General features: G+C 43.2%; 10 protein-coding genes. 2 read left to right on the top strand and 8 right to left on the bottom strand.

Going from position 1 to position 12,121, the window contains the following annotated elements; translation table 11 throughout:
• Window positions 1–61 precede the first annotated feature (61 nt).
• From JMX96_RS01615 to JMX96_RS01645, 7 genes are all read right to left on the bottom strand, one after another.
• A complete protein-coding gene (locus JMX96_RS01615) occupies window positions 62–1,234 on the bottom strand; it encodes a DUF2804 domain-containing protein (RefSeq protein WP_201566886.1) in 1,173 nt (390 codons plus the stop codon).
• A 12-nt stretch (window positions 1,235–1,246) separates the two neighbouring features.
• Window positions 1,247–1,684, bottom strand: coding sequence for a hypothetical protein (locus JMX96_RS01620; RefSeq protein WP_201566888.1), 438 nt, complete (start codon window positions 1,682–1,684; stop codon window positions 1,247–1,249).
• 64 nt (window positions 1,685–1,748) lie between these two features.
• The gene (apbC, locus tag JMX96_RS01625) at window positions 1,749–2,972 is read right to left on the bottom strand and encodes an iron-sulfur cluster carrier protein ApbC (protein WP_201566890.1); all 1,224 of its coding nucleotides are present in this window, start codon (window positions 2,970–2,972) and stop codon (window positions 1,749–1,751) included.
• Between the two features lie 196 nt (window positions 2,973–3,168).
• The gene (locus JMX96_RS01630) at window positions 3,169–3,969 is read right to left on the bottom strand and encodes a 3-hydroxybutyrate dehydrogenase (protein ID WP_057759291.1); all 801 of its coding nucleotides are present in this window, start codon (window positions 3,967–3,969) and stop codon (window positions 3,169–3,171) included.
• A 141-nt stretch (window positions 3,970–4,110) separates the two neighbouring features.
• Entirely contained in the window at window positions 4,111–4,740 is a 630-nt protein-coding gene (locus tag JMX96_RS01635) for a CoA transferase subunit B (protein WP_201566892.1), read from the bottom strand.
• A 142-nt stretch (window positions 4,741–4,882) separates the two neighbouring features.
• Entirely contained in the window at window positions 4,883–5,596 is a 714-nt protein-coding gene (locus JMX96_RS01640; protein ID WP_201566893.1) for a CoA transferase subunit A, read from the bottom strand.
• A 267-nt stretch (window positions 5,597–5,863) separates the two neighbouring features.
• Window positions 5,864–7,204, bottom strand: coding sequence for a short-chain fatty acid transporter (locus JMX96_RS01645; protein ID WP_201566895.1), 1,341 nt, complete (start codon window positions 7,202–7,204; stop codon window positions 5,864–5,866).
• A 398-nt stretch (window positions 7,205–7,602) separates the two neighbouring features.
• Between JMX96_RS01645 and JMX96_RS01650 the strand changes: the two genes are divergently transcribed.
• Both JMX96_RS01650 and metG read left to right on the top strand, forming a co-directional pair.
• Window positions 7,603–9,018: a GntP family permease gene (locus tag JMX96_RS01650; RefSeq protein WP_201566897.1), complete on the top strand. Its 1,416-nt coding sequence runs from the start codon at window positions 7,603–7,605 to the stop codon at window positions 9,016–9,018.
• 360 nt (window positions 9,019–9,378) lie between these two features.
• Window positions 9,379–11,472: a methionine--tRNA ligase gene (gene metG, locus JMX96_RS01655; protein WP_201566898.1), complete on the top strand. Its 2,094-nt coding sequence runs from the start codon at window positions 9,379–9,381 to the stop codon at window positions 11,470–11,472.
• Between the two features lie 114 nt (window positions 11,473–11,586).
• Here the strand turns inward: metG and JMX96_RS01660 are convergent, their stop codons facing one another.
• Window positions 11,587–11,988, bottom strand: coding sequence for a hypothetical protein (locus JMX96_RS01660; RefSeq protein WP_201566899.1), 402 nt, complete (start codon window positions 11,986–11,988; stop codon window positions 11,587–11,589).
• Window positions 11,989–12,121 lie beyond the last annotated feature (133 nt).

A 12,121-nucleotide genomic window follows, 5' to 3' on the forward strand; every position in this document is an offset into this window, starting at 1 on the left:
CGGCTACTTAAAACTGAATACAGCCAATAACCTCATTTATCCCCATCTTATATTTTAGAAGCTACCACTTGGCAAAATGATCTTCTGCGAGCCCCATGACATTATCAAGACTAATAACTTCATCTCTTATTCGAATTTCACCACTATAAAAACCTATCCATTGCTCAAAGATACTGGCTATCACCCCAAAATTATCAGTCTTTTTATAGACGGTAATCGGTGTAAAGCTTAAATCAATATCGACATTGCTCCACCCAAGATTTTGATGATAAATACGCCACGGCTTTGTGGCGCTAGCATCACTTTCTACACTTTCTACACTTTCTACACTTTCAACACTTGGCTTAAGACTGTCTGGCTGACTTGATCGAATATTTGAACCCTCACGAGCAAACATAACGGGTGGTAAATAGAATATCTGTCCATCAAGCCAGCAAGCATTTTCACTGGCTCCTGTCTCATTGACACCCATAGACAGATTGAGCAAAAAGTGTCGACCATCTGACAAATAGCTAGTGATACAGCTCCAAAACCAATTGGTCTCATGACGCATATAGCCGAGCGTCCAATCTAGATTGGCAATAGTAGCATCGGTGAAGGTTATTTTTTGAGGTCGAGCGTCAGGAGTATTAACTGCTGAGTTGGATTTAATGAGTAAATACCCAGATAGTGCGGTCAACGGTTCTTTTTGCGTAAACGTCCAGCCACGCCTACCAGTCGGCGTACATATGGCTAACGGTTGTACGCTTCGTGCTAACGCTGCCGTGATTGCAACATACTGACTGTCGAGCGCAATAGTCATCTGAGCAGGACTAAAATCTAAGGTGACGCTAAGCTTTGTATGTGTAAATGCCATCTGCCCTTGATAACCATCACCGTCTAAGTGCGTATGATGCGTCAAAGGCTGTAGCGCCTCACAGACTTCCAGCTGCTGAGTATCCTCATTATAAATGTAAACGAAAGCACTAGTCGCAAGCTTAATTGTTGCGAGCGCGAGGCACACTCGATACGGGGGCTGGAGTATCTGAATGAAGCAGAATTGGTTGGCTTTTAATTCTTTACGCCAGTTAGGTAGGGATTTTTGTGAAATGAGATGACTATGATAGTCTAAGTAATTGATACTTTTGACTTGGGAGAAAATACCAAAGGTAGGCTGACCATTTTGGATAAGATATTCAAGATTTGCCAGTTTTAAGTTGGCAGCAGTATACGGTTTGTCGTGGCTTTTATTCATGATATCGGCATCCTAGCCAAATTTTTCTAAAGGTACTATCTGTCCTTGATAGCTCACGGTGCTATGTAAAATTCTTCTTTTTGCCTGTACAGAACCCACAAAAAACGCTTCAGTTATCACCTTAACTTCAATATTGGTTAATCCATCTGCTAGTGTTTCTGTAACATTGATTGATGCAAGCGCACTCATCCATAAAAAGTGTCTTGGAAACTTTTTTAACAGCTCAGCGAGAGCCTTTGCGAATTTGTTAAAATCGGCAATTACCATTCGGCGATTGCTAAAGTCAGCATTAATCTGATAGCGTTTGCTACTGCCATCTTTATAGTAGCAAACGGCAATCAACTGATTGTTTGAGAGTTCAATGATGTATATCGGCGGACGAAATAATCGTACGACTCTATACTGCTTAGGAGTATTGTCTAAATGGCTTTGATAAATAGATAAGTTCAAGATATCCTCTTTTTAGACAATACATTCACTTTAAAAGTTGCCAGCTTAGGCTACTTCTCCAACATCAAAAAATCCGCTTATCATCGACAGGCTTTGCAAATTTATTGATATTGGTTTCGATGTTTTTGGCAATATCTAGATAATACTGTGCAAACTCATCATCAGCCAATACGCTTGGCTCACCTTTATCCACTTGTGCACGAATGCCACTGGCAAGCGGTAGCTGACCCAATAGCGGTACCTGATACTGCTCAGCGATAAACTCACCGCCACCCGTACCGAAGATCGCTTCAGTGTGGTTACAGTTGCTACAAGTGTGTAGCGCCATATTTTCAACCACCCCAAGCACAGGAATGTTGGTTTTGTTAAACATCTCAACGCCTTTTTGTGCATCAAGCAGTGCAACATGCTGCGGTGTCGTGACAATGACAGCACCTGTGACTGGAATACGCTGCGCCAATGTCAGCTGTATATCACCCGTACCGGGTGGCATATCAATCACTAGGTAGTCTAGCTGGGGCCAGTTGGTTTGATTGTATAGCTGCATCAATGCACCCGTGGCTTTTGGTCCACGCCATGCAACCGGCGTATTATCTCCATCGAGCAAACTACCGATAGAGAGCATTGCCATACCATGCGCATCAACTGGCACGAACTGCTCGTTTTCTAGTTGCGGCTTCACATCAGCAACGCCCAACATCGTTGGCATACTAGGACCATAGATATCTGCATCTAGCACACCAACACGATTGCCAAGCTTCTGTAGTGCTAGTGCGATGTTGACCGTGGTGGTTGATTTACCAACACCACCCTTACCTGATGCCACGACAATAATATGACGGATACGAGGATGCGCGGCCAACGATGCTTGTGTAGGTGCAGCTTTTGTAATCGGTGGCTCAGCGTTAGTGCTACTAGTATTGTTATTAGCGCCAGATGAAGGCTGGGATTCCATCGCATTGGTTGTCTTTGGCATCTGCTTTGGTAAGCTTGAACCTGAACCCTTTTCTGGCGCAGGCAGACGCACATTCATATGAATCGTAGTGATGCCATGTGGATGTAGCAACTGCCCAAGCTCCTGCTGGATAACTTCAGGGTTACTATCTTTTGGCAAACGCAGGTCTAAAGTAAGTGCTTCACCATCACGCTCAAGTCCTGTGACCATTGTGGCAATACTGACAGCACCTATCTCATATCCAAGTAGGACTTTGTCGACGGCACTATCACGCTCTGCCTGCTGCTGAGGCGTTTCGGTTTTTGTGGTTTTTTTCTTCATAAAGTTAAACATAGCTACTATTATGGCCTATACAAGTGGGTAGATCTGGCAAATCGCTCAAGTTGTCTCATTGTGTATCTTACAGCTGATAGCGTTAATGAGTATATTAGCCAAACCTTCTATCGTGACAGTGTAGCTGAATTGGAGGCATAAAAAAACCACAACGCCAGTAGGTCTGACGTTGTGGTATATGCAATTTGTACATATATTAATTCATAAACCAACCATGACTGGCCACGATAGATTGTCCAGTGAATACATTGGTTGGGAAGGCCGCTAAAAATAGCGCCAATTGGGCAATATCTTCTACTGTCGTAAATTCTTTATCTACGGTATTGACCAACATGATATCGTTAATAACCGACTCTTCACTGATGCCTTTTTCAGCTGCTTGCTCTGGGATTTGTTTTTCTACCAATGGCGTTTTGACAAACCCTGGGCAAATCACATGCGAGCGTACCTTATGCGCTGCACCTTCTTTGGCCAACACACGGCACAGCCCTAGTAGTCCGTGCTTCGCGGTTACATAAGGGGCTTTATATAATGATGCCTCATGCGAGTGCGCAGAGCCCATATAAATAACTGTGCCGCCCTTATCACCTTTATACATGTGCTTAATCGCTGCTTTCGTGGTCAAAAAAGCGCCATCTAAGTGGATATTAAGCATTTTCTTCCAATCACTAAACGCCATTTTATCAATAGGGTCAATAATCTGAATGCCGGCATTAGAAACCAAAATATCAATACTGCCAAAAGTATCAACCAGCTGCTGTACACCATCGTTTACTGCCTCTTCTGAGGTAACATCCATGGCAATCGCCAGAGCACGTCCACCAGCAGATTCAATAGCATCAACGGTTTTTTGTGCTGCTTCGAGATTAATATCGGCAATACCAACCGCTGCGCCTGCTTTTGCATAAGTTTCAGCGATGTCACGTCCGATACCACTTGCAGAGCCAGTGACTAATGCTACTTTGCCTGTCAAATCTTGTTCTAATTGGGTCGCCATACATATTCCTTATCATGGTCTAAAATATTATTAGTTTTTATAAAATTGAACTGAACAAATACGCCACTATAGTCATAGTGGCGTATTTATTTGCGGGATAAAACATATTAATCTTACGACAGTCGCTTTACTGTACAAAGTTTACTGAATAATACTTACTGGTGTTTTTTCTTGTAGCTCGTCAAAGCTAACACCGTCTGCTAACTCAACCAGTTTCAGACCCTTATCAGTAACATCTAATACAGCAAGCTCAGTGATGATACGATCAACCACGCCTTTACCCGTCAATGGTAGCTCACAGTTTGCCAAGATTTTTGGATCGCCGTGTTTATTAACTTGCTCCATCAATACAATCACACGCTGCACACCTGCGACCAAATCCATCGCGCCGCCCATGCCTTTGACCATCTTTTTTGGAATCATCCAATTGGCCAAATCGCCTGTTTCGGAGACTTCCATTGCGCCCAATATTGCCAAATTGACATGACCGCCACGAATCATCGCAAAAGACTCTGAGCTACTAAAATAGCTAGCACCAGCTTCTGCAGTCACCGTTTGCTTGCCCGCATTAATCAAGTCAGCATCAACGTTTTCTGCTGTAGGGAACTCACCAATACCTAGCAAGCCATTCTCTGATTGTAGCCATACGTCCACGCCTTCAGGGATGTAGTTGGCGACCAACGTTGGGAGACCGATGCCTAGGTTCACATAGTAGCCATCTTGTAGCTCTTTTGCAGCGCGTTGCGCCATTTGCTCTCTTGTCCATGCCATGCTGATTTCCTTATTTTTTTACGATATTCTATTTTTATTCATTTAGACAGCCAGTTATCGAATCAATTGGCTGTCTAAACTATTATCCATCTAAAATTAACTATTGATTTCACGTACGATTAAGTGTCGACCACGTGTTTATTTACGCGCCTTCTATAGCTTTAGTCGTGGTTTTTTCGATACGTTTTTCAGGGCTAGCATTCAATACAATACGTTGAACAAAGATACCTGGTAGATGCACTTCGTCTGGATCAAATGTACCTGTTTCGACGATTTCTTCGACTTCGACAATTGTGATTTTACCCGCCATTGCGCAGTCTGGGTTAAAGTTACGAGCGGTTTTATTAAAGATTAGATTGCCCGCTTTGTCAGCCTTTTGCGCTTTGATTAAGGCGACATCAGCGCGTAATGAGTGCTCTAACACATAAGTACGACCATCAAAATCACGCGTTTCTTTGCCTTCAGCGACTAATGTACCTACGCCCGTTGCGGTATAAAACGCAGGAATACCAGCACCGCCTGAGCGCAATTTTTCAGCCAAAGTTCCTTGCGGCGTCAATTCAACTTCTAACTCGCCTGCCAAGTACTGGCGCTCAAACTCTTTGTTTTCGCCCACATAAGATGAAATCATTTTTTTGATTTGGCGTGTCTGTAGCAATAGCCCTAGACCGAAGTCATCGACACCAGCGTTATTACTGATACAGGTCAGTTCCTTAACTTTGCTATCACGCAGCGCTTCGATTAATGCTTCTGGAATACCGCATAGACCGAAGCCACCGATCGCGAGCGTTTGCCCGTCAGTTACGACACCTTTTAGCGCTTCTTCGGCACTGTTATATACTTTTGATTGACTCATGCTTGTCTCCTATGACTGTTATTTATATTTTTAATCCGTGCATATATTAGGACATGCCCTAATGCTGAATTAAATATCTCAATTATCCGTTTGATTGTTGCTTTTAATAAAACCTAACAGTGAAAATTCATCATGCTTATTCTTCTTTTAAGCGTTATAACACCATATAGTCGATTCAACTTAAAAATAGTACAAGGCAACCGAGTGTAGATGTATATTAAATACTTCAAGCGAGGTTAACGCAGTAATATTTTTATAGTGGAATGACTATACCAATAGCCAAAACACGCTCATGATAATAGCACCCGATACTGCCAGTACGATCAAGCAGTAGCCCATGATAGCGCGTGCATCCAAACCTGCGATACCCAATAATGGCAAGGCCCAAAACGGCTGAATCATGTTGGTCCATGCATCACCCCATGCTATCGCCATCGCAGTAATAGCTGGACTAACACCTAGCTCAATACCAGCAGGAATCATAACAGGGCCCTGTACCGCAAACTGTCCACCGCCCGACGGTACAAAGACATTGACCAAGCCAGCACTTAAAAATGCAAAAATCGGAAAGCTGTCTGCAGAAGCTGAATTGACAAAAAACTCCGTAACCTGCGTACTGATAGAGATGCCATCAGCGTTTGCTCCCGTCATAATGCCCATGATGCCGCCATAGAACGGGAACAATAGCACAATACCCGTGATGCCACCTATCCCTGAGTGTACGGCACGATAATAACGCTCTAGCGTGCCATGCGATAGCAAACCTATGAATAGGAATAGCCCAATGACGATGTTTAGCCCTAGGTTAAAACCGTTACTGCCAAACTCGCTGATATAGTACATCAGTGCTATGGCTAATAAGATGACAGCGATAATACGGCTATCATCTAGCTTTTGTGCAGGCGTGTCTCTTTGGGGCGCGACGTAGATCTCTTCTTTGATCAGCTTAGGATCAATAACCGTAGGGTTTTTAGGATGCATAAAGCGATTTAGCAGAGGCAAAATAATGATAAGTAAACCTACTAGCAGCATGTTGTAGCCTGCAAATACCGTCTGTGACAGAGGCACCGCTTCCGTCATGGTATTGCCTGATAACGTCAGCAGTGTCTCACCGCCCGAGCTGAGCGTCAGTGGTATCGAACCTGAAAAACCACCATGCCAAATTACAAAACCTGAGTAGGCAGCCGCGACCAATAGCGGATAGTCGACGTTGGCCACTTTTTTTGCCAATGCTTTGGCAAAGATAGCCCCGATGATCAGACCGAAACCCCAGTTTATCCATGAACCAACCAATCCCACCAAGGTCGATACGATAATGGCGGTCGTAGGAGAGTGAACACGACTAGCCAGATTGTCCAATAAGCGTTGAATGAATGGCGCACTGGCAAAGGCATAGCCTGTCACTAGGACCAACGCCATTTGCATGGCAAAGCTATGCAGTGACCACAGTCCATTGCCCCAATGCCCTGCCATCGCAATCATATCTTGGCCAGTAATTGCCAGTCCTACAGCAAATGCAATGAGGGTCAATACGATTGAAAACACGAATGGGGATGGTAGATAGCGGTTGACTAACTGTACGCTCGCATTAGTGATGGCACTAAACATATTCACAGTCCTTGTAAATTTGATGTTTGGTTTTAAGAGTTATTATTAGAGCTTTATCAGACTTGAGAGCGACTACTGCGTACTCTACCTGATAAATGGCAAGCATTATATTTTACATTATTATCCATAACAATACATTCTATCTCGCTATATCATGCGTGAAACACTTGTGCTAACTTAACATATTATTTTCGTAGCGACTAGAAAATAACCATCAGCGCATGTGAGTCAACGCTGTGCAGGAGTTAAATTGTCGAGATTTTAATGGTTAGCAGTCTATAAATCTAGATTTATGTTTGATAAAACAGACGAAATAGGCTTATTCTGATTAATTTTATTGACCTATATCGACAAGCACGGCATACTCGCTGCCTTATTTTTTGCCAAGGAGGGCCGTCATGTTTAGTACACTTGCTATTGTCATTACCCTATTATTACTCATGTTCTTTGCTTATCGCGGTTATTCTGTGCTGATCCTAGCACCGATTATGGCGACATTAGCAGTCTTACTGTCAGGTGACTTCTTAAGCACCATTCCCGCTTATACCGATGTCTTTATGGGCGCGTTGAGTGGATTCTTACTCAAATTCTTCCCGATATTCTTGCTAGGCGCACTATTTGGACGCTTAATGGCAGACTCTGGTGCAGCAACCGCCATTGCCAATACGGTCGTCGAAAAGCTCGGTGCCAGCAAAGCTATTCTTGCGGTGATTTTGGTCTGTGCTATTTTGACCTATGGCGGCGTATCGTTGTTCGTTGTGGCTTTTGCTATCTATCCAATCGCTAAGGACTTGTTTAAAGCGGCAGATATTCCAAAACGTTTGATTCCAGCAGCGATTGCCTTAGGGTCATTTACGTTTACGATGACCGCATTACCAGGCACGCCAGCTATCCAAAACGCTATTCCAATTCCTTACTACAACACCAACGTATTTGCCGCGCCTATCTTGGGTATCATCGGTGGTACGATCATGTTTGTTTGTGGTTGGATGTGGCTCCAGTCGCGCGCCAGAAAAGCCAATGCAGCAGGCGAAGGTTATGGTCAGCATGACGAAGAAGATGTAGGCGGCGTTGGCGCAACAGCAAAAGAAGCTGAGGTGTTAAACACTCATCATACTTCTTTTACCATTGCGATGATTCCACTCGTATTGGTCATTGGTTTAAACGCTCTATTGACCTATGTGGTTTTCCCATCGATAGATTTCAGTAGTCTACAAACTCAGTTCCCAGACTTAAATATCGCAGGCTCACTTGGGTTATGGTCAATTATTATCTCGTTGGTCGTGGCTTGTGTGGTGTTAATTTTGCTGCGTATCGGACATTGGAATAACCTACAAAAAACCATTAACCGTGGTACTTATGATTCTATGTTGCCGATTTTTAATACTGCATCAGAAGTGGGTTACGGTGCAGTTATCGCGTCGCTCGCAGGCTTTCTTATCATTCGTGATAGCATCCTAAACCTAAACCCTGACAACCCTCTGATCTCAGAAGCAGTCGCTATGACCACGCTCGCTGGTATCACAGGTTCATCGTCTGGCGGTTTGAGTATTGCGCTGTCGACATTGGGTGAAGACTATCTAAGAATGGCGGTCAATGCCGGTATCGACCCTGAGCTAATGCACCGCGTAGCCGTTATGGCGGCAGGTGGTCTAGATACACTTCCGCACAGTGGCGCTGTCATCACCTTGCTAGCCATTTGTGGTCTGACCCATAAGCAGTCTTATTTGAACTTGGCGATGGTTACGATGGTCATTCCATTGGTCGCTGTGGTCGCTGTGATTATCTTAGGTACGATGTTCGGTTCATTCTAAGCTAGCTTAGTCACTTAGCCATTTATTATGACTAACCACTGGTATCTAAGCGAATAATAGATAAATAAAAAACCCACTTGGCATACTGCTCGGTGGGTTTTTTCATGGTTGATTGATAACTATTCTATAACTATTAAATACGATGCAAGCCTATTGTTTATGGTTACTAAATGCCTGCCAAATGAGAAGTAATTACTAAGGAATATCACAAATTTATTTGATTTACGGTATCATAGGCACACTTTTTGAATTTTTATTATTTTTAGAAGTTTTTAGCATTAACGATGTCGCATCGATGAGCGATGAACCGCTTGCGATGTTCGATAACTAACCCGTTTATATAAAAATATAGGTGATTTTGTGCGTGAGATTCTAGTAACCAGTGCGCTGCCCTACGCCAATGGTGACATCCATTTGGGGCATCTTTTAGAGCATATTCAAACTGACATTTGGGTACGTGCGATGAAAGCACAAAGCCATAAAGTCACTTATGTCTGTGCAGACGATGCTCATGGCACTGGTATTATGCTCAAAGCAGAGGCCAATGGCGTAACGCCAGAGGAACAAATTGCGGCAGTCAAAGCCTCACACGAAGCAGACTTTTCAAAATTCCTCATTAATTATGATAACTATCACACCACCCATTCAGAAGAAAACAAACAGTTCTCTGAGCTAATTTATCGTCGTCTTAATAGTGCTGGTCATATCAGCACAAAGGATGTTGAGCAGCTGTTTGATCCTGAAAAGCAATTATTTCTAGCTGATCGCTTTGTTAAAGGCACTTGTCCAGAATGTGGTTCACCGGATCAATATGGCGACAACTGTGAGGTTTGTAGCACAACTTATAATGCCGTAGAGTTGAAAGATCCACGCTCAACTATTTCGGGTGCAACACCCATACTTAAAACCTCCAAGCACTATTTCTTTGATCTGCCAGAGTTTGAGCAGTTCTTAAAAGATTGGACGCGCAGTGACAACCGTTTGCAAACGTCAGTGGCTAATAAACTGCAAGAATGGTTTGATTCTGGACTAGCCAGCTGGGATATCTCGCGCGATGCACCCTACTTTGGCTTCCAAATCCCAGATACCCCAAGCGATGAGCCAGACAAATACTTTTATGTGTGGTTAGATGCGCCAGTTGGCTACATGGCAAGCTTTAAAAACCTATGTGATAAGCGTGCAGGGACAGAGCAAGCACTTGATTTTGACCGCTACTGGGCACAAGAAAACGAGCACAAAACCGAGGTTTATCACTTCATTGGTAAAGACATTGTTTACTTCCATGCCTTGTTTTGGCCAGCCATGCTAGCTGGTAGTGAGTTACGCACGCCAACTGGTGTCTTTGCCCATGGTTTCTTGATGGTCAATGGCGAGAAGATGAGTAAGTCACGCGGCACCTTTATTAATGCCAAAACTTACGCAGAGCATTTACATCCAGAATACCTGCGTTATTATTTCGCCAGTAAACTGTCTGATAAAGTTGAAGATATTAATTTCGATCTAAATGACTTTATGCAAAAGGTTAACTCTGACTTGGTTGGTAAAGTCGTCAATATCGCCAGTCGTAGTGCAGGATTCTTGGTGAAGAAGTACGACGGCATGCTGTCAGAAGTTTGCGTCGAGTCAGAGCTATTAGAAGACATCACCAAAACGGGCGATGAGATTGCTGCTGCTTATGAGAATCGTGAATTCTCGCGTGCTATGCGCCTAATCATGCAATGTGCGGATAAAGCCAACGAATATATCGATGCCAAAAAACCATGGTCACTAGCGAAATTGGAGGGTACTGAGCAAGAAGTTCAAGACGTCTGCTCGGTCGCTATCAATATTTTCCGTCAATTGATGGTCTATCTTGCGCCAGTATTACCTGAGCTGACTAATAATGCTAAAGAGTTTTTGAACCTTGATGATTTAAGTTTTGCCAGTCGTAACGAGTGGTTGCTAGGTCATAAAATCAATAAGTTCAAACCACTGATGCAACGTATCGAAGAAAAAGATATTGAAGCAATGGTAGAAGATTCTAAAGCATCCTTAACTCAAGCAGACGCTCCTGCCGCGACTGAAAGTAGTAAGACTACCGCAAAAGACAAAACATCTGCAACAGATGTGGATGCCGAGCAAACGGACTATATTGGTATCGAAGACTTTGCCAAAGTTGAGATGAAAGTCGCACACGTTTTAGAGTGTAACCATGTCGAAGGGGCGGATAAGTTACTACAGTTCACGCTAGACGTTGGCGAAGACAAGCCACGTAACGTGTTTAGCGGTATTCGTAAGTTCTATGAGCCTGAGCAATTGATTAATAAAAAGGTTATTTGCGTGACCAACCTTGCCCCGCGCAAGATGAAATTTGGTATATCAGAAGGCATGGTATTGTCAACTGGCGAGCCAAAGACCGGCTTAACTGTCGTTACCCTACCGGATGCTTGTGTTGTTGGTGACGTGTTGGCTTAACGGTTATTTTTAGGATTAAAAAATAAAAAAAAGATGCCCTAAGCGGCATCTTTTTTTATGGTCGATATAGTAAATGACTAAAAACCAAGCCTTATATTTATCTGCTCAAAATACTTATCTACTCAAAATATCGATGATCTGCAACGTGTCATTAATCACCGTCACAATGTTATTCTCTGGCGTGCGAATACGAACGTAACGGTCATCATAACGATCTAAAACGACAGAGCGATCATAATCCCTTCTATCAATCTTGCCGACTACTCTATAACCGTATCTATCAAGATCACGCTTAAACGAAGCATTCGGGCTGGCATTGCGATAAGCGTTAATACTTGGGTGGGCGTTGCCACTATGCTTATAGTTTTTACTGACATGGGCAGAGTTGCCTTTGCTGTTACCATGTCCATTACCGTGCCCGTTTCCATGAACATCTTTTGCCATAGCAGGCAATCCAATCAAAGAAGTAGCAGTGATACCCGCGATGGTTAATAATTTAAGATTAGCAGTGTTCATAATATTATCCTTAAAATGGTCATTCGAAAAAGTTAGATAAATAAAAAAATTAGATAAATAATAGCGTCTATTTCACATCCACTATGGCAGCACAATGTCACCAAAATGACTGGATTATCTTTAGAATTATCAT

Source organism: Psychrobacter sp. JCM 18900, from assembly GCF_904846625.1.
GTDB lineage: Bacteria > Pseudomonadota > Gammaproteobacteria > Pseudomonadales > Moraxellaceae > Psychrobacter.

Excerpts from the sequence above, each read along its gene's own strand:
- JMX96_RS01650 (WP_201566897.1), top strand. The coding sequence starts at position 7,603 with ATGTTTAGTACACTTGCTATTGTCATTACCCTATTATTACTCATGTTC.
- JMX96_RS01660 (WP_201566899.1), bottom strand. The coding sequence starts at position 11,988 with ATGAACACTGCTAATCTTAAATTATTAACCATCGCGGGTATCACTGCT.
- JMX96_RS01640 (WP_201566893.1), bottom strand. The coding sequence starts at position 5,596 with ATGAGTCAATCAAAAGTATATAACAGTGCCGAAGAAGCGCTAAAAGGT.
- JMX96_RS01615 (WP_201566886.1), bottom strand. The coding sequence starts at position 1,234 with ATGAATAAAAGCCACGACAAACCGTATACTGCTGCCAACTTAAAACTG.
- JMX96_RS01630 (WP_057759291.1), bottom strand. The coding sequence starts at position 3,969 with ATGGCGACCCAATTAGAACAAGATTTGACAGGCAAAGTAGCATTAGTC.
- apbC (WP_201566890.1), bottom strand. The coding sequence starts at position 2,972 with ATGTTTAACTTTATGAAGAAAAAAACCACAAAAACCGAAACGCCTCAG.
- JMX96_RS01635 (WP_201566892.1), bottom strand. The coding sequence starts at position 4,740 with ATGGCATGGACAAGAGAGCAAATGGCGCAACGCGCTGCAAAAGAGCTA.
- JMX96_RS01645 (WP_201566895.1), bottom strand. The coding sequence starts at position 7,204 with ATGTTTAGTGCCATCACTAATGCGAGCGTACAGTTAGTCAACCGCTAT.